Origin of the sequence: Streptomyces sp. NPDC048419 (assembly GCF_043200415.1) — a bacterium.
In the GTDB taxonomy this organism is placed as follows: domain Bacteria; phylum Actinomycetota; class Actinomycetes; order Streptomycetales; family Streptomycetaceae; genus Streptomyces.
Genome location: NZ_JBICXT010000021.1, coordinates 29,957 through 46,516 on the forward strand (window position 1 = coordinate 29,957; position 16,560 = coordinate 46,516).

A 16,560-nucleotide genomic window follows, 5' to 3' on the forward strand; every position below is an offset into this window, starting at 1 on the left:
GCTGAACCTAAGTCCGTTTCCACCCCTAATGAGAGGTCGGGCGGCGCGGGTACCGCAGGGCCCACCTCCGGCCACGCTCAGCACACCCGCCCCCATTCCCTCAGGCGAATCGTTCCTGGGCCACCCTTATGTGTGAAGCAGAAGCTCCGGCGTCCCACGCGTGTGCGTGCGAAAACTAGTTTCGTCGCCGGAGGTGACCAGACCATGACGGCCTGTGCGATCGAGCCCGAGGCTGCCGCCGAGGACGGCGCCCCGTATTCGGGTTGCACCATCACCGCGGACGGCGCCTACGCCGCCCGTCTCGCCCTGGACGGCGACTCCCTCTTCCCCGAGCGCTGGACGCTGGACGGCCCGGAGCCGTACGCCGTGCCGCTGCCCGCGAACCAGCCCGAGGAGGCCGACGCCGAGGTGCAGCCGATGGGCGACGGGCGGGTGCTGATCCGCCGCCCGACAGCCGGGCGGCACGTGTTCTCCCTGCTCTACCCGACCGGCCCCGGCACCGGCGAGGTCATGATCGGCGCGGTCGAGTGCCCGGACGAGGCCACCCGGCTACGGCTGCTGCCACCCGCGCCGGGCGGCGAGAAGGCCTACGCCCTGGCCGTGGGCCGGCACTCCAGCGCGGTGTGGCAGGTGGCGGGCGGCGAGTTCGGGCCCGAGCACGTGGCGCAGATCCCGGGGCGCTGCTCGGGCGGGGTGTGGCTGGACCACACGGGGCGGATGCTGGCCCTGGACCGGGAGATCGGCGGCCGGACCAAGACGGTCGTGGTCGATCTGGAGCGGGACGGGGAGACCTCGCCGCTGCTGCAGATCGCCGACGACAGCGACGACCGGCTGCTGCTCGCCGACCCGGACAGTGGTCTGCTGCTGATCAGCTCCGACGCGCCGTCGCCGGGCGAGGAGCGCCTGGGCTGGGGTGTGCTGGGCAGCACGCTGCCGGTGCGCTTCCCGGAGTTCCTGCGGCTGCCGGAGTGTGTCGTCACGCCGTTCGCCATCCAGCCGGGGCAGGTGCTGACCCCGGAGAACTGCTCGGTGGCGCTGCGCATCGACGGGCCCGTCGGCAGCTGGGTCGGGCTGTGGCGGCCGGACCGGCGGAGGATCCACCATCTCGCGGCGCCCGCCGGGTGGTTGACCGGCGTCGGTTTCTGGACCAGGGACGGGGTGCTCCAACTGCCCTACGCCACGGCCGAGGTGCCGTGCGGCGTGGCGCAGCTGACGGCGCCCTCGGGGGCCACGGGGGAAGCGGGGGAATCAGGGGGATCGGGGGAAGCGGGGGCTGCGGGCCCGGAGGATCCGGTCCGAACGAGTACGGACGCCCAGGCGTCGGCGGGGAGTTGGGGCCCCGCGCCGGGCGAGCCGTCGAAACCGGATCCTCCGGAGGCTGTCGCGCCGCGCCCTGTGCCGTTGCAGGAAGCGCCCTTGGGACGTCTTGTAACGAAGTAGTGCCGATGGGCGTGCCCGTGTGGATTCGAACAACGGGGGGATGGTTATGCTCGCCGGGCTGTAAGAAAGATCAGTTTTTGACGGGGTGAATACGTCCGATGAGCGACACCAGTACGACGGAGCAGCTGTCCGCCGACTCCCAGGAGGACACCGGCCACGGCCGGCACCGGGGGGCGGTTTCGGCCCAGGAGAGTGAGTCCTCCTCGCACGGCCGGCACCGCAAGCCGGCCGGGGAGACCGCCGAGGCGGCTGTCTGGCGGTAGTAGGTAGTAGAGGAAGAGGGGGGTGCCCATCGGGCACCCCCCTCTTCACGTTCTCAGCCCCGTTTGAATCTCCTGAGGCTCCGCCTGCTCAGCCCCGTTTGAGCCCCAGCACCTCCGCCGCCGCGAACGTCTCCCCCTGCGGCCGCTCCGCGTAGTGCGCGGTGAGCAGCGCGTCGAGTTCGTCGTACGTGAACGTCTCCTGCTTGCTGTCGAACTGCGCCTGTACGCGCGGCCGTTCGACGACCGCGACCATACCGCCGTGGACGACGAGGAGCTGGCCGTTGACCCGGGACGCGGCGGGTGAGGCGAGGTAGCCGACGAGCGGGGCGACGTGTTCGGGGGCGAGCGGGTCGAGGGCGTCGGCGGGACGCTCGAACCCGGCGAAGACGTCCTCGGTCATCCGGGTGCGGGCGCGCGGGCAGATCGCGTTGGCCGTGACGCCATACTTGGCCAGAGCGAGGGCCGTGGAGGTGGTCAGGCCGACGATTCCGCCTTTGGCGGCGGCGTAGTTGGGCTGGCCCGCCGAACCCGCCAGGAACGCCTCGGACGACGTGTTCACGATCCGGCCGTACACCGGGCCGCTCGCCGCCTTGGACCTCGCGCGCCAGTGCGCGGCGGCGAAGTGGGTCGTGTTGAAGTGTCCCTTGAGGTGGACCCGGATCACCGAGTCCCACTCGTCCTCGGTCATGGAGAAGACCATGCGGTCGCGCAGGATGCCGGCGTTGTTGACGAGGATGTCCAGCTTGCCGAACTCGGAGACCGCCAAGTCGACGAGTTCTGCCGCCTGTTGGAAGTCGGCCACGTCGCCGGTGTGCGCCCGCGCCTTGCCGCCCGCGGCCCGGATCTCGGCGGCGACCTCCTCGGCGGGAGTCGAGGAGGCCGCCCCCGAGCCGTCGCGGCCCGGTTGGCCGTAGTCGTTGACGACCACGGCTGCGCCGAGCCGGGCGAGTTCGAGCGCCTCGGCGCGGCCGAGACCTCGGCCGGCACCGGTGACCATCGCGGACAGTCCCTCGAGTGGCAGTGACACGGACACTCCCGTCAGATCTCGATACACGTGGACACAGTGCGCGGTCAGATCTCGATGCAGGTGCGCAGCGCCGTTCCCGAACGCATCTGGTCCAGCGCCTCGTTGATGTCGGCCAGCGGCACCCGGTGGGTGATCAGGCCCTCCAGGTCGATGCGGCCCGCCCGCCACAGGGCGATGGTGCGCTCGTAGGAGCGCAGGACGTCGCCGCCGCCGTACATCGAGGGCAGGATGCGCTTCTCGTCGAAGAACAGCTCGAACATGTTGAGCTGGAGGAAGTCGTCCATGGCGCCCGCGCCGACGACGACGAGGGTGCCGCCGCGCCGGGTGTTCTCGTACGCCGTGCGGGCGGTGGCGGACCTGCCGACGACCTCGAAGACGTAGTCGAAGCCCTCGCCAGCGGTGACCTGTTGCTTGGCGTCGGCGAGCTCGTCGGGCGACACCGCCTTCGTGGCGCCGAACTTGAGGGCGGACTCGCGGCGCGAGGCGACCGGGTCGACGGCGACGATCTCGGCGGCGCCCTTGAGCCGCGCGCCCTGGATCGCCGAGATGCCGACGCCGCCGCAGCCGATGACGGCCACCGACGAACCGGCCTCCACGTCGGCGGTGTTGAGGGCCGCGCCGAGGCCCGTGGTCACTCCGCAGCCGATGAGCGCGGCGATGTCGAAGGGCACGTCGTCGGGGATCGGCACCGCGCAGCCCGCGTCGACGACGACCTCCTCGGTGAAGGTGCCGGTGCCCGCGAAGCCGAACAGGTCGCCGCCGGGGTGCTTGAAGTTGGGCGTGCCGGCGTTCATGAACCCGGCCAGGCACAGCTCGGTCTGCCCGCGCTTGCAGGCGGGACAGGCGCCGCAGGCCGGCAGCCAGCACACGACCACGCGGTCGCCGGCCTTCAAGTTCCGTACGCCGTCGCCGACTTCGAGGATCTCGCCGGCTCCCTCGTGTCCGGGGACGAACGGTGCGGGCTGCGGCAGCACCCCGTTCATCGCGGACAGGTCCGAGTGGCACAGCCCGGTGGCCCGTACCCGGATCCTCACCTTGCCGGGCCCGAAGCCCGTCGCCTCGACGTCGTCGAGGACCTCCAGCTTGTCCTGGCCGATCTCGTGCAGTACGGCTGCGCGCATGGTGCGGCTCCCCTCAACTGCCTTCTACATCACTGGTGTTCGACGATCGTGTCGGCGAGGACGGGCGCGTCGTCCCGCTCGACCGCGCTGACGGCCACCCGCACGCGCCCCTCCTCCGGCCACATGCGGATGCGCAGGGTCTCGCCCGGGAAGACGACGCCCGCGAACCGGGTGGCGTAGGACCGCACCCGGGTCACGTCGCCGCCGAGGAGGGTGTCGACGACCGTCTTGAGCGTCATGCCGTACGTGCACAGGCCGTGCAGGATGGGCCGTTCGAACCCGGCGAGCTTGGCGAAATCCGGGTCGGCGTGCAGCGGGTTCCAGTCGCCGGAGAGGCGGTAGAGCAGGGCCTGGTCCTCGCGGATCGCCCGCTCGACCGTGCGGTCCGGCTCGCCCGCGGGCGGGTCCAGGCGGGTGGAGGGGCCGCGGTCGCCGCCCCAGCCGCCCTCTCCGCGTACGAAGATCTGGGCGTCGTTGGTCCACAGCGGGCCGTCGGCGTCGGCGACCTCGGTGCGCATGACCAGGACGGCCGCCTTGCCCTTGTCGTAGACGGCGGCGATCTTGCCGGTGGCGGCGGCCGTGCCCGCAACCGGGATCGCGCGGTGCAGGGTCAGCGACTGGCCGCCGTGCAGCACCTTGGCGAGGTCGACCTCGACGCCCGGCATGGACAGCCCGCTGATCACTCCGGGCGACCCGGCGCCCGCGACGGTGGCGAAGCTCGGCAGGACGTGCAGCCGTGACTCCAGGGTGTAGCGCAGCTCGTCGGGGTCGGTGGCGGGGATGCCCGCGCCGATGCCGAGGTGGTAGAGCTGGACGTCCTTGCGGTCCCAGCTGATCTCGCCGGTGTGGGGCGGGGCGGCGAGGGCTTTCGCTGCGTCGATGGGCATACGGCTCCTGTTGCTCGGGCGGCTTGCGTTCTCCTCCGGCGGCTTGCGTTCTGCTCCGGCGGCGGACGTCGTGCGGCTGTCCACATGGTGCGGCAAGACCCCGGCGCGGCCGTCCGCACCGTCGGCCGCGCCGAGGTCGCTACGGGCCGATCTAGAACGCGTTCCAGTCCGGCGCCCCAGGTATAACCCAGCACTCGGCACTTGTGAAGCCTCCTGACGGTATGTCAGATACAGCTCCGGGGCGACAGACTCTCCGGCAGTGACATTTGTCCTGCCCGAGTCCGTACAACCGCATCTGCCGGGCAACCACCCCGTCTCCGTAGCGTCGTGGTCATGATGAAAACGACTGGGACAACGACCGGGGCACCACCCGCCGTGTCCTTCACGGGGGCGGTCAAGAACTTCGGCGCCGTGCGCGCCGTGCGGGGCGTGGACCTGCGGATCGAGGCGGGCGAGACGGTCGCGCTGCTCGGCCGCAACGGCGCCGGCAAGTCGACGACGATCTCTCTGCTGCTCGGCCTGAACGACCCCGACGAGGGCACGGTCCGGCTGTTCGGCGCACCCCCGGAGCAGGCGGTGCGCGCCGGCAAGGTCGGCGCCATGCTCCAGGAGGGACGCGCGGTGCCCCGGGTCACCGTGCAGGAACTGGTCTCCTTCGTGGCCCGCCGCTACCCCGCCCCGATGCCCGTCGCTCGGGCCCTTCAGCTGGCCGGGATCACCGAGCTGGCCGGGCGGCGCGTGGACCGGCTCTCCGGCGGCCAGACGCAGCGCGTGCGCTTCGCCGTCGCGCTCGCCGGAAACCCCTCGGTGATCGTCCTGGACGAGCCCACCGCCGCCCTGGACGTCGAGGCCCGGCACGCCTTCTGGACCTCGATGCGCTCCTACGCCCGCCTCGGCCACACCGTGCTGTTCTCCACCCACCACCTGGAGGAGGCCGACGCGCACGCCGACCGCATCCTCGTCATCGACCAGGGCAAGATCGTCGCCGACGGTACCGGTGACCAGCTCAAACGCGCTGTCGGCGGCAGCCTGGTCGCCTTCGACCTGGCGGGCGGCTCCACGGCGGGCCTGGAGCTGCTGCCCGGCGTACGGTCGGTGGAGGTGCGCGGGGACCGGGCCCGGCTGCGCAGCGACGACCCGGACGCGACCGTGATCGCGCTGGCCGAGCTGAACGCGATACGCGGCTTGGAGGTCGTCCCGGCGTCGCTCGACGACGCGTTCCTGGCCCTGACGGCTGCACCGGTGAAGGAGGCTGCGTGATGTTCGACTACCTGCGCCTGGAGGTACGCCGGACGCTGCGCGACGTGGGCTTCGTCGTCGGCGGCATCGCGATGCCCGTGCTGATGTACCTGCTGTTCACCAACCTCGGTGCGGATGACGGCAGTTGGAAGACCGGCGCGATGGTCGGCATGGCCGGCTACGGCGCCGTCGGCTGCGCCCTGAACACCGGCGGCGGAGTGGCCGAGGACCGGGCCATCGGCTGGCTGCGGCAGCTGCGGGTGACCCCCATGACCTCGCGCCAGGTCGTGATCGGCCGGACGCTGACCGGCTCGGTGACCGTGCTGCCGGCCATCGTCGCGGTCCTCGCCGCGGGCGGCCTGATCAACGGCGTACGGCTGGAAGTCTGGCAGTGGGCCGCCATCGCCGCGCTGCTGTGGCTGGGCTCGGTGCCCTTCACCCTGCTGGGCCTGGGCAACGGCTACCGGCTGACCGGGCAGACCACCGGCGTCACGAACATGGCCTGCAACCTGGGCCTGTCGGTGCTCGGCGGCCTGTGGTTCCCGATCACCCTGTTCCCCGGCTGGCTGCGCTCGCTGTCCGCGTACACACCCACGAACCGCTTCGCCCAGCTCGGCACCTCGGTCGCCGAGGGCCACGCACCCGCACTCCGGGCGATCGCGGTCCTGACCCTCTGGTTGCTGGCCTTCGGTTCGTACGCTGTGCTGTCGTACCGACGGTCCGGCCGGACCGTCTGAACGGGGGGAGTGAGGACATGTCCTTGATGCGAGGGGCCACCTGCCAGATGCACCAGTGGCGCAAGGCCCGGGCGCAGTGGCGCGCGGACATGCAGCGCTACAAGGCCGCGCAGAAGGAGGCCCGCAGGACCGGCGGGAAGATGCCCGAGAACCCCGGCCCCCCGCCCAGCGGCTTCGCGCTGCTGCCGTGGCTGCTGATGGGGATGGGCGCGTTCTCCAACCTCTGGCAGGGCAAGACCGCCAACCCCTGGATCGGCGCGATCGGCCTGCTCGCCTTCAACTCCCTCTACATCTACGTCACCTTCCGCGCCTTCGCCAAGGTGACCCGGGAGGCGACCGGGACCAAGGTGGCCCTGGTCCTGATGACCGTGATCACGGTCGGCCTGGCCCTGGGCTACGGCGGCAGCTGGCTGTACTTCTTCCCGCTGCTGGGCCTCGCCACCGGCGCCGTCCTGCGCGGCCCCCGGCTCGGCCAGATCGGCCTCGGCCTGACCGCGCTCGCCGCGGCGGTCTCCGTGTACCGGGCGGGCTGGGACGCCGTGAACGTCGCCTACGGCACCTTCCTGTCGACCATGGTGACCGCCGCGATCCTCTCCCTGTCCGAAGCCGTACGGGAGTTGCGCGAGGCCCGCGAGGAACTGGCCCGCCAGGCCGTCGAGAAAGAACGCCTGCGCTTCTCCCGCGACCTGCACGACCTGCTCGGACACACCATGTCCGTCATCGTCGTCAAGTCGGAGGCCGCCCGGCGCCTCGCGCCCCGCAACATGGACGCGGCGATCGCGCAGATCACCGACATCGAGTCCGTCGGCCGCCAGGCCCTCACCGAGATCCGCGAGGCGGTCACCGGCTACCGCGAGGGCAGCCTCGCCACCGAACTGGACCGCGCACGCTCGGCGTTGACCGCCGCCTCGGTCGAGCCGGCCGTCGTCCGCTCGGGCACCCCCCTGGCCCCGCAGACCGAGGTGCTGCTGGGCTGGGTGGTGCGCGAGGCGGTCACCAACGTCGTCCGGCATGCCGGGGCGACGCGCTGCGAGATCACCGTGAACAGCACCGCCGAGCAGGTCCGGCTCACCGTCACCGACAACGGCACCGGGGACGGCGGGCCGTCCGTGCCGCCGCCAGTGCCGGGCATCGGCGGCACCGGCCTGAAGGGCCTGACCGAACGCCTCGCGGCTGCGGGCGGCTCCCTGGAGGCCGGCCCGTCGCCGCGCGGCGGATTCACCGTCACCGCCGAACTGCCCTTGGAGGTCGGCGACTTGATGGACGTGGTACTGGCTACGGCGCCCAGGGCTGGCTGACCACCCAGCTCACGTCGTCCGTCCACGAGGTCGCGCTGTCGAAGGCGTTGGAGCCGCCGTCACTCGCGACGTAGACGTTGAGGTTGTAGTGGCGCAGGAACCTCGTGGGGTAGTTGTACGACGCGAACGAGCTGCCCGTGCCGCTCTTGCCGGTCGTCGGGCAGAACGTCGCGTCGGATCTGAACAGCGCGCTGCCGTCCATGGGCTGGCGGTAGAGCTGGAAGTTGGAGTGGCGCAGGAAGTCACCGGGATAGTTGCGCGACTCGAAGGAGACGCAGGAGCTGCTCGCCAGACCCCGGCGCACGATCCAGGTGGCGTCGCCCTTGTCGAGGGCCGAACTGCTCGACGTGATCGCCGAGACGACCGCGTTGTTGTTCTGGTGGCGGATGTAGTCACCGCTGCAGCAGGCGGTGGTGGCGCGCAGCGAGATCTCCGAACCGGCGGTGAGGGAACCGGTCGAGCCGGTCGAGCCGCCGTAGCCGACGGAGACGATGTTGGACTGCACGGAGTTGTCGGCGGCGTCGGTCGGGATGCCCGAGGTCATGACGCCCTCGAAGAAGGACCCGATGGAACCGTTGCTGTTGTCGCCGCCGGTGCCGAGGACGATCGCGCCTTCCTGGTGCATGGGCGAGTAGCCGCCGGCGGTGGGTTCACCGCCGGAATAGGTCGTGGTGAGCCCGCCCGATCGGGCGTTGCCGTATTTCAGCGCGAAATGGTCCTGACCGTTGTTTTTCAGCAAAGCGGTCACGAACGGCATGGCTCCGGTGCCGGTGTTCGAGCTGTTCTTGCTGTAGCCGGCGTCCGACTGGAACAGGCCGTTCTCCAGGTCGGCCTGCACCCAGGGGCCGCCGCCGTAGCAGGGCGAGAACCAGCACTCCGTACCGAAGTTGATCGCGTCCATGTGGCCGTTGCCGGTGTCCTTGTTGTTCGTCTCGGCGTTGCCGTAGTCGAAGCAGCAGCGGCCGTTGACGTGGGTGCCGGAGGTGACCATGTACATCCCCTCGGCCTGGCCGTTGACGGCGACGCCGGAGGTGGAGTTGTCCCGGTAGCCCATGCCGGCCGAGATCTCCAGACCGTAGACCTGGTGCCCGCCGACGGTCACCGGCAGGGCGTCCGCGGGCGCGCCGACATCGGCCGCGCCGGCGCCGCCGGCCCCCTCGATGGTGAGGTCGTTGTGGCGCGAGGACTGGTCGTAGATCTTGGTGATGATGCAGGTCGTACCGTTGCAGAAGGAGTCCTGGGTGGCCGCGTTGGCATAGCCACCGGTGGCCAGCAGCCCGATGTCCTTGGTGGCGCTGTCGGAGGCCCGCTGCACCTGGTAGAGCGAGCCGTTGTAGGAGGAGTAGAGCGCCCGGGCGAGGCTGTGCGCGGCGACGCAGGGGGTGCCCGCGGCGGCGTAGATGTCGCAGGGCAGCGAGCCCGCGGCCTCGGCGGGCTGCGGGACGCCGATGGCGAGAGCGAGCACCGTGACGAGCGCGGAGAGGGCGGCCAGGGTCGCGGTTCTGAGTCTGGAGAACACGGAGGACCTCCTTGACTGTCCGGTATCTCGAACGTCGTTCGGCCGAAATGCCGAACCTATTTCTTCGATCGAAATGCCGAACAATTACGGGTGGGGGCAGAGACGCAGAAATCGCACGGGAGAAGAATGGGAAACTTCCAATGCAGAGGCGATTGTTGGGGTGATCGAGGGGGCCGTCAAGACTCATGGAACGGAACAGTGACAATTCTTTAGGCGGGCGACGGGAGGGGTCTCCGCCCACGTCCCAGTCCGCATCCGTGCCCGCGTCCCGGCCCCGACCTGGCCCTACGCTGTTGCCGTGAACGAGATGCCCCGGGAGCGCCGGCCGTCGAAGAGTGTGCGGGTCCTGCTCGCCGAGGACCAGGGAATGATGCGGGGCGCACTCGCCCTCCTGCTGGGCATGGAGGACGACCTGGAGGTCGTCGCCCAGGTCGGCAGGGGCGACGCGATCGTGGACGCCGCGCTGAACCACCGGCCCGACGTGGCCCTGCTCGACATCGAACTGCCCGGCATGAGCGGCCTCGACGCGGCCGCCGAACTACGCGAACAGGCCCCGGACTGCCGGGTGTTGATCCTCACCACCTTCGGCCGCCCCGGCTACCTTCGCCGCGCCATGGAGGCGGGAGCCGCCGGCTTCCTCGTCAAGGACGGCCCCGTCGAGGACCTGGCCGCCGCCATCCGCCGCGTCCTGACCGGCGAGACAGTCATCGACCCCGCCCTCGCCGCGGCCGCGTTGAGCGCCGGTCCCAATCCGCTCACGGCCCGCGAGTGCGACGTCCTCAAGGCGTCGGTCGACGGCGCCACGGTCTCCGACATCGCCACGAAGCTGCACCTGTCGGAGTCCACGGTGCGCAACTACCTGTCGTCGGCGATCGGCAAGACGGGCACGCGGAACCGGATGGAGGCGGTGCGGGAGGCTCGGCAGCAGGGGTGGCTGTAGCGGCAGCGGCTCAGCTTGAGCTTCCCGGCACGTCGGCCAGGCAGCATCCGCAGTGCCGGTGGGGTGAAGCCGAGGCCGCATCGGCGCGGCGACGGCGCCGCACTGAGCTCTTTTCGAGGACGCTGTCCGCCGGAGAGTGGGTGCCGACGTAAATGGAGGGCATCCCATGGCACTGGCAGGGAGATCGCGACGTGTCCACCGAGACCAATAAGGCGCTGGTACGCCGGTTGTTCGAGGAAGTGCTCAACGGTCGGCGCATGGAGATCATCGATGAGCTGGCCGCGACGGACTACCAGGAGAACGACCCGCTGCCCGGGCAGCGTGAGGGCCGTGAGGGACTGAAGGATCGAGTGACCATGCTCGTGGAGGGGCTGGCACCCACCTTCAGCATCGACGACATCATTGCCGAGGGGGACCGCGTCGTCGTGCGTTGGACCAACAGTGCCACCCACTCCGGAACCTTCCTGGGCATCCCTCCGACGGGACGATCATGCCGCTTCGCCGGAGTCGACATCTTCCGGCTGGACGGCGGCCGGCTCGTCGAGCACTGGCACGTCGTCGATCAACTCAGCATGCTCCAGCAACTGGAGTTGCTCCCCTCACCCTGAGCCCGAGCCGGCGTGGCACGGGAGCTGCCCGGCGGCCGGCCCGTACTGGCCCACCGGGGCGTGACCGCAGGCATGATGTGGGCCATGACCCATACCGCTCGCCGTATGTTCGAGCTCTTGGAGCCGATCTGCCTGGTCACCTTCTTCGCCGACGAGTGCAACGAGGAACTGGCCGCGCTTGGCCACCGCACCTACTGGGACGGCTACTTCGCCAGCCGTGCCGCGCCGCTGGGGCGGGTGCCGGCGGAGGTCGTGCACGCGGCCTTCTACAGCTTCGCCGACGGGGAGGCCGCGCTGCACATCCCGAGCGCGTGGGAGACGATCCCGCCCGAGGCGTCCCTCGCCGCACGGGAGCGGGGCAGCGCCGCCTCCCTACGGCGGATCCTCGGCGCCGAACTGACCGGCTCCCCGGGCCTGGAGCGCGCCGCCGACCTGACCACCAAAGCCGCGACGAGCGCGCCCATGGAGGGCCGGGTGATGTACGCCGGGCTGCGCACCGTTCCGGTGCCGAGTGACCCGGTCGCCCGGCTGTGGCATTCCGCGAACATGCTGCGCGAGCACCGCGGCGACGGGCACATCGCCGCACTCGTCGGCGCGCGCATCGGCGGCACGGAGGCCCACGTGATCTCCGCCCTGGCGCAGGGCATCCACCCGCCGGAGACGTTCGGACGCATCCACCACCTGCCGAAGGAACGGCTGGCCGCGGTCATGGACGGCTTGCGCAAGCGCGGACTCGTCGACACCGAGGGCCACTTCACCGACGCCGGCCGCGAGACCCAGCAACGCATCGAAGCCCTCACCGACGAACTCGCCACCGCGCCGTACGACGCCCTGTCCCCCGCCGAGCTCGACGAACTGGTCGCCGCGCTCGAACCCATCACCGCGAAGCTGGTAACCGCCGGGTCGCAGTGACGAACGGCGACTGACGGGACGAGGAGCCCGCCGTACCGGTGCGGCGGATTCTGGGCCCGTGCCACAGGATCTCGGCCCGGTGCGACGGGTCCTCGGCCCGGCGTTCGCGCCCGAGGTGCCCGACCCGACCGTCCACCGCCTGGTAACTGAGGCCGAAACGCAGGGTGGGTGGGCTACGGCGCCGGCGGCTTGCCGGGCTGTTCCCAGCCGTGCGTGAGGATGTCGAAGATCGCCTCGACGGCGGCCCGGCGGTCCTGCCGACCGCGGGCGAGTGCCGGGATGTCGAGCACGAATCGAGCAAGAGCCACACATGCGGGGTCGTCGCGGTCCACTCCGATCTCCTCGGCGAGGGCTGCGCCGAGGCTGTCGGTGTATCGGGTCCACATGCGTTCGGCGTACGTGCGCAGCGCCGGCGTGGAGTCCACCAGCTGGATGAACTCGGCCCCCTGAGGATGTGCATCGATCGAGAGCCAGCTGTCGAGGACGTGCTGCCGGAGGGCGTCGAGGACGCTCTGACCGGAGGGGCGCTCCCGCACCGCGGCGATCAGTTCCGACTCCCGGTCCTGGTCCTGGTCGAACACCAGCGCTTCCTTACCGCTGAAGTGCTTGAACACCGTAGCGGTGGACACGTCGGCGGCGTCGGCGATGTCCCGGATGCCTACCTGGTCGTAGCCATGCTCCAGGAAGAGCTGCAGTGCGGCATCGGCGATCGCCTGCCTGGTGGCCGCCTTCTTGCGATCGCGGCGGCTGACGGGGGGCACGGTCATGGCCACAGCGTATCCGACAGTCGAACCCTTCGATTAGTAGAGTCGTTGCACTTTTATGCTTGTTCTGATTTTATGAGGTCGTGAGCACGTGAGCGACGCCGTCCCCGACCGAGAGGAACAACCGTGAACTCCCCACAGCCCGCCCATGCCGGCATCAGCATCATCGGCGCCGGGCCCGGCGGACTGACCTGCGCCCGCATCCTCCAGCAGCGCGGCATCGCGGTCACCGTCTACGACCGCGACCCGGGCCCCGACGCCCGCAACCAGGGCGGCACCCTCGACCTGCACGCCGACAACGGTCAGATCGCCCTGCGCGAGGCCGGCCTGCTCGACGAGTTCTTCGCCCTCGCCCGTCCCGAAGGGCAGGAAATGCGCCAGCTGGACCCGACCGGCAGGATCACGGCCCATCAAGTCCCGGCGCCCGACGAGCTCTTCAAGCCGGAAATCGACCGCGGCCAGCTGCGCAACCTGCTGCTCGACTCCGTACAGCCGGGAACCGTGCGCTGGGGCCGTGCCCTCGACACGATCGGCGGACCCGCCGACGGGCCGCGGCGACTGCACTTCTCCGACGGCACGAGCATCGAGACCGATCTGGTCATCGGCGCCGACGGCGCCTTCTCCCGGGTACGCCCGGCCGTGTCCCCCGCCGTCCCCGAGTACACCGGGTTCAGCTTCCTGGAAGCACGGTTCTCCGACGTCGAGAACCGACACCCCGAGATCGCCGAGCTGGTCGGTCCGGGCAGCGCCCACGCGGCCGACGGCGAACGCTGCCTGTTCGCCCAGCGCAACAGTGGAAACCACATCCGCGTCTACATCATCCAACGCGTCCCGGCCGACTGGACCAGCAGCAACGGGCTGACCGCCGAGGACACCGACGGCATCCGCGCCGCGCTTCTCGACGCGTACGCCCACTGGTCGCCCCGCATGCGCCGGATGATCACCGAGAACGACGGTTCCTACGTCCACCGCCCGATCCTCGCCCTCCCGGTCCCGCACGCCTGGGAACACGACGCGACGGTGACCCTGCTCGGCGACGCCGCCCACCTCATGCCCCCGCTCGGCGTGGGCGTCAACCTCGCCATGCTCGACGCCTGCGAACTCGCCCTCGCCCTCGCGAACGCCGCAACCGTCGACGACGCCATCCACACCTACGAGAAGACGATGCTCCCCCGCTCCATCGAGACGGCCACGGCCCTCGAACACGGCGTCGAACACCTGCTGTCCGCCGACGACGTGGCCGACTTCGGCGACGACGCCGCCCAGCTCTAGGAACAGGATCAGGGCAAGGTCTTCAGCCGCCGCGGCAGATGACCGCGCAGCCCAAAGCACCGAAGGCTCGGTGGAGCACCCGGCGTTCATCGATCCGCCGACGCCCCGGATACCGGAAGCGCCGCTCGACCAGCTACCGCCCGGAGGGCCTGCGCGGCAGCCAGGCCAGCATCAGCACGACACCCGCCACCAGCACCACCGCACCGACCCGGAACACCAGGGCGTACCCCTCCGTCAGCGCCGCCGGCGTACCGCTGCTGCCCGTCCGCGCCGCCGCGATCGTCGACATGATGGCGAGGCCGAGTGAACCGCCCATCGTGCGGGAGGTGTTGATCAGGCCGGAGACCAGGCCGGCCTCGCCCGGGGCGGCTCCCGAGGTGGCGAGCGAGGCGAGCGGGGTCGCCATCAGGCCGGCGCCGAGCATCATCAGGACGCCGGGGAACATGATCTCGGTGAGGTAGTTGCCCTCCGACGTCATCGCCGACTGCCAGCCGAAGCCGACCGCCGCGATGACGGCGCCGAGCGCGGCCACGTTGCGGGCGCCGACCAGCGGCATGAAGCGGGGCGCCGACTTGGAGCCGAGGAGCACCGCGAGCGAGCTCGGCACCAGCGCGAGGCCGGCCTCCAGCGGGGAGTAGCCGAGCACGTTCTGCGCGTACAGCGTCATGAAGTACCACATGCAGAACATCGCGGACCCGCTGAGGAACATCGCCGCGTTCGCCGACGACACCGACCGCACCCGGAACAGTCCGAGCGGCATCAGCGGCGCCGCCGTACGCGATTCGACGAACAGGAACAGCCCGATCAGCGCGAGCCCGGCGATCAGCGGCACGAGCGTGGCCGCGGCCGTCCAACCCTGCGCCTCCGTCTGCGAGATCCCGTACGCCAGTGTCGCGAGTCCCGCCGTCACCAGCACCGCGCCCGGCAGGTCCAGCCGCCGTCCGCCGCCGTTGCGGCTCTCCGCCAGCCAGCGCATCGAACCGACCAGGACCACCGCCCCGATCGGCACGTTGATCAGCAGCACCCAGCGCCACGACAGCCCGTCCACCAGCGCCCCGCCGACCAGGCCGCCCGCGGCACCGCCGCCCGCGCCGACCGCCGTCCACGTCGCTATCGCCCGCGCCCGCGCCGCGCCCTCGGTCACGGCGGAGGTCAGGATGGTGAGCGTCGACGGCGCGAGCACCGCGGCCCCCAGCCCCTGCACGGCCCGCGCCACCAGCAGCTGGCCGCCCTCCTGCGCGAGGCCGCCGCCCAGCGAGGCCAGCGTGAACAGGGCGAGCCCCACCAGGAACATCCGCTTGCGCCCGTAGAGGTCGCCGGCCCGCCCGCCCAGCAGCATGAACCCGGCGAAGGCGATCGCGTACGCGTTCACCACCCACTGCAGGCCCTGCGCGCTCAGCCCCAGGTCCGTCCGCATCGACGGCAGCGCCACATTGACGACCGACACATCGAGCACCACCAGGAACTGTCCGGCACAGGCGAGTGCCACGACCAGCCACGTGGGCGGCGCGCTACGGCGGGCTATCGGGGTGACGTCAGTGGCTTCGGCTTCCAGCATGCCTGTCATGCTCTCAACCCGGTTGCACCCCTTGCATCGGGATTTCGCCCGACGAGCGCTTCGTCCGCGAGTCCTAGGCCCCAGCGCCCAGTCCCTCACCTAGGTGTATCGACCACGAGCGGTGTGGTCGCCCACGGCCTCATCTCAGTGGCCGCCGCTTCATCGAGCGATCTCTCCTCGCGACGTTCGACCTGCACGAGGGCGCCTGGCACGGGATCAGGCCCGCGGCGCGCCACCGTCCGCCGCCAGTCGGGTCAGCCACTCGCGCAACAGTCGCTGCTCGGCGTCGCTCAGGACATCCGCGTCGTCGGGGAGGGCGGCACGCAGCGCGCGGGCCGCCGGGGCGGGGCCGGACTCCGCGGCGGACACCATCGGTTCGGCGTGGGTGACTGCGGCGATCATGGACTCGCGCAGGACGGTCAGCAGCATCGGATTGCGGCGTTCCGCCGGGGTGGAGTGCCAGGTGGTGACCGCGCCTTGGCCGGTGGCCTGGATGATCTGGGCGGCCAGCTCCTCGTCGACCCGCAACCACCCCCCGGCCGCCAGCCGGCGCACGCGACCGCGGAGGATCTCCAGGCCCGCGCGGTGCGCGGCGTCCGGCCCCCGGCCGGTGGCCCGGTTCATCACCGCGAACAGCTCTGGGCGCGAGACCCCGAACTCCACCACCAAATCCCAGCCGCGGCGCAGCTCCTCCACCGGGTCCTCCGGAGCGGGGTCGAGCTGCGCACGCTTGCTCTCCAGGAACTGCGCATAGCCGTGCTCGGCGACTGCCTCCAGCAGCCCCTCCTTGTCGCCGAAGAGGCGGTAGATCGCGGGCGGCTGCATCCCGGCCGCGGCGGCGACCGCGCGGGTGCTCACCGCGTCCGGCCCGCCGTTCTCCAGCAGCTCGACGGCCGCCACGACGATGCGACGGCGAGAGCTGTCGGTGGTGTCGCGAAGAGGCATGGATTCAACGATATCGAACCCTTGCTTCCA

At 70.9% G+C, this 16,560-nt stretch carries 16 protein-coding genes; 9 read left to right on the plus strand and 7 right to left on the minus strand.

What is annotated here, in order from left to right; all coding sequences use genetic code 11:
* Window positions 1-204 precede the first annotated feature (204 nt).
* Window positions 205-1,440, plus strand: a complete 1,236-nt coding sequence (locus ACGFYN_RS34400; RefSeq protein ID WP_393869852.1) for a hypothetical protein — start codon at window positions 205-207, stop codon at window positions 1,438-1,440.
* Between the two features lie 98 nt (window positions 1,441-1,538).
* A complete protein-coding gene (locus tag ACGFYN_RS34405) occupies window positions 1,539-1,703 on the plus strand; it encodes a hypothetical protein (RefSeq protein ID WP_393869853.1) in 165 nt (54 codons plus the stop codon).
* A gap of 88 nt (window positions 1,704-1,791) precedes the next feature.
* Here ACGFYN_RS34405 and ACGFYN_RS34410 read toward each other — a convergent pair whose 3' ends face one another.
* From ACGFYN_RS34410 to ACGFYN_RS34420, 3 genes are read right to left on the minus strand one after another with little or no spacing between them, the layout of a single operon-like run.
* Window positions 1,792-2,730, minus strand: coding sequence for a 3-oxoacyl-ACP reductase (locus tag ACGFYN_RS34410; RefSeq protein ID WP_393869854.1), 939 nt, complete (start codon window positions 2,728-2,730; stop codon window positions 1,792-1,794).
* Window positions 2,731-2,774: 44 nt separating this feature from the next.
* Entirely contained in the window at window positions 2,775-3,851 is a 1,077-nt protein-coding gene (locus ACGFYN_RS34415; protein WP_393869855.1) for a Zn-dependent alcohol dehydrogenase, read from the minus strand.
* A 29-nt stretch (window positions 3,852-3,880) separates the two neighbouring features.
* Window positions 3,881-4,738 carry a MaoC/PaaZ C-terminal domain-containing protein gene (locus ACGFYN_RS34420; RefSeq protein ID WP_393869856.1) on the minus strand — a complete coding sequence of 286 codons (858 nt, stop codon included), beginning with the start codon at window positions 4,736-4,738 and terminating at the stop codon, window positions 3,881-3,883.
* Between the two features lie 333 nt (window positions 4,739-5,071).
* On the opposite strand from ACGFYN_RS34420, the gene ACGFYN_RS34425 reads away from it, so the two are divergent.
* From ACGFYN_RS34425 to ACGFYN_RS34435, 3 genes are read left to right on the plus strand one after another with little or no spacing between them, the layout of a single operon-like run.
* Entirely contained in the window at window positions 5,072-5,998 is a 927-nt protein-coding gene (locus ACGFYN_RS34425; RefSeq protein WP_393869857.1) for an ABC transporter ATP-binding protein, read from the plus strand.
* The gene (locus ACGFYN_RS34430; RefSeq protein ID WP_393869974.1) at window positions 5,998-6,714 is read left to right on the plus strand and encodes an ABC transporter permease; all 717 of its coding nucleotides are present in this window, start codon (window positions 5,998-6,000) and stop codon (window positions 6,712-6,714) included. The genes ACGFYN_RS34425 and ACGFYN_RS34430 overlap by 1 nt, the downstream gene beginning before the upstream one ends.
* Before the next feature lie 17 nt (window positions 6,715-6,731).
* Complete coding sequence (locus tag ACGFYN_RS34435) at window positions 6,732-8,012, plus strand: sensor histidine kinase (RefSeq protein WP_393869858.1); 1,281 nt, start codon at window positions 6,732-6,734, stop codon at window positions 8,010-8,012.
* On the opposite strand, the gene ACGFYN_RS34440 is transcribed toward ACGFYN_RS34435, so the two are convergent.
* Window positions 7,990-9,531, minus strand: coding sequence for an alpha-L-arabinofuranosidase B (locus ACGFYN_RS34440; protein WP_393869859.1), 1,542 nt, complete (start codon window positions 9,529-9,531; stop codon window positions 7,990-7,992). The genes ACGFYN_RS34435 and ACGFYN_RS34440 overlap by 23 nt on opposite strands.
* Before the next feature lie 307 nt (window positions 9,532-9,838).
* Here ACGFYN_RS34440 and ACGFYN_RS34445 point away from each other — a divergent pair, with 307 nt between their 5' ends.
* From ACGFYN_RS34445 to ACGFYN_RS34455, 3 genes are all read left to right on the plus strand, one after another.
* Entirely contained in the window at window positions 9,839-10,471 is a 633-nt protein-coding gene (locus ACGFYN_RS34445) for a response regulator (RefSeq protein WP_393869975.1), read from the plus strand.
* Window positions 10,472-10,662: 191 nt separating this feature from the next.
* Complete coding sequence (locus tag ACGFYN_RS34450; RefSeq protein WP_393869860.1) at window positions 10,663-11,079, plus strand: ester cyclase; 417 nt, start codon at window positions 10,663-10,665, stop codon at window positions 11,077-11,079.
* 84 nt (window positions 11,080-11,163) lie between these two features.
* Window positions 11,164-11,991: a MarR family transcriptional regulator gene (locus tag ACGFYN_RS34455; RefSeq protein WP_393869861.1), complete on the plus strand. Its 828-nt coding sequence runs from the start codon at window positions 11,164-11,166 to the stop codon at window positions 11,989-11,991.
* A 173-nt stretch (window positions 11,992-12,164) separates the two neighbouring features.
* Here the strand turns inward: ACGFYN_RS34455 and ACGFYN_RS34460 are convergent, their stop codons facing one another.
* Complete coding sequence (locus ACGFYN_RS34460) at window positions 12,165-12,758, minus strand: TetR/AcrR family transcriptional regulator (RefSeq protein ID WP_393869862.1); 594 nt, start codon at window positions 12,756-12,758, stop codon at window positions 12,165-12,167.
* 123 nt (window positions 12,759-12,881) lie between these two features.
* On the opposite strand from ACGFYN_RS34460, the gene ACGFYN_RS34465 reads away from it, so the two are divergent.
* Complete coding sequence (locus ACGFYN_RS34465) at window positions 12,882-14,027, plus strand: FAD-dependent oxidoreductase (RefSeq protein WP_393869863.1); 1,146 nt, start codon at window positions 12,882-12,884, stop codon at window positions 14,025-14,027.
* A 133-nt stretch (window positions 14,028-14,160) separates the two neighbouring features.
* On the opposite strand, the gene ACGFYN_RS34470 is transcribed toward ACGFYN_RS34465, so the two are convergent.
* Together ACGFYN_RS34470 and ACGFYN_RS34475 are read right to left on the minus strand one after the other, a co-directional pair.
* Window positions 14,161-15,594: a DHA2 family efflux MFS transporter permease subunit gene (locus tag ACGFYN_RS34470; protein WP_393869864.1), complete on the minus strand. Its 1,434-nt coding sequence runs from the start codon at window positions 15,592-15,594 to the stop codon at window positions 14,161-14,163.
* A gap of 207 nt (window positions 15,595-15,801) precedes the next feature.
* Window positions 15,802-16,530 carry a TetR/AcrR family transcriptional regulator gene (locus ACGFYN_RS34475; RefSeq protein WP_393869865.1) on the minus strand — a complete coding sequence of 243 codons (729 nt, stop codon included), beginning with the start codon at window positions 16,528-16,530 and terminating at the stop codon, window positions 15,802-15,804.
* Between the last annotated feature and the right edge of the window lie 30 nt (window positions 16,531-16,560).

Excerpts from the sequence above, each read along its gene's own strand:
- ACGFYN_RS34415 (WP_393869855.1), bottom strand. The coding sequence starts at position 3,851 with ATGCGCGCAGCCGTACTGCACGAGATCGGCCAGGACAAGCTGGAGGTC.
- ACGFYN_RS34405 (WP_393869853.1), top strand. The coding sequence starts at position 1,539 with ATGAGCGACACCAGTACGACGGAGCAGCTGTCCGCCGACTCCCAGGAG.
- ACGFYN_RS34460 (WP_393869862.1), bottom strand. The coding sequence starts at position 12,758 with ATGACCGTGCCCCCCGTCAGCCGCCGCGATCGCAAGAAGGCGGCCACC.
- ACGFYN_RS34445 (WP_393869975.1), top strand. The coding sequence starts at position 9,839 with ATGCCCCGGGAGCGCCGGCCGTCGAAGAGTGTGCGGGTCCTGCTCGCC.
- ACGFYN_RS34470 (WP_393869864.1), bottom strand. The coding sequence starts at position 15,594 with ATGACAGGCATGCTGGAAGCCGAAGCCACTGACGTCACCCCGATAGCC.
- ACGFYN_RS34420 (WP_393869856.1), bottom strand. The coding sequence starts at position 4,738 with ATGCCCATCGACGCAGCGAAAGCCCTCGCCGCCCCGCCCCACACCGGC.
- ACGFYN_RS34400 (WP_393869852.1), top strand. The coding sequence starts at position 205 with ATGACGGCCTGTGCGATCGAGCCCGAGGCTGCCGCCGAGGACGGCGCC.
- ACGFYN_RS34435 (WP_393869858.1), top strand. The coding sequence starts at position 6,732 with ATGTCCTTGATGCGAGGGGCCACCTGCCAGATGCACCAGTGGCGCAAG.
- ACGFYN_RS34425 (WP_393869857.1), top strand. The coding sequence starts at position 5,072 with ATGATGAAAACGACTGGGACAACGACCGGGGCACCACCCGCCGTGTCC.
- ACGFYN_RS34455 (WP_393869861.1), top strand. The coding sequence starts at position 11,164 with ATGACCCATACCGCTCGCCGTATGTTCGAGCTCTTGGAGCCGATCTGC.
- ACGFYN_RS34475 (WP_393869865.1), bottom strand. The coding sequence starts at position 16,530 with ATGCCTCTTCGCGACACCACCGACAGCTCTCGCCGTCGCATCGTCGTG.
- ACGFYN_RS34430 (WP_393869974.1), top strand. The coding sequence starts at position 5,998 with ATGTTCGACTACCTGCGCCTGGAGGTACGCCGGACGCTGCGCGACGTG.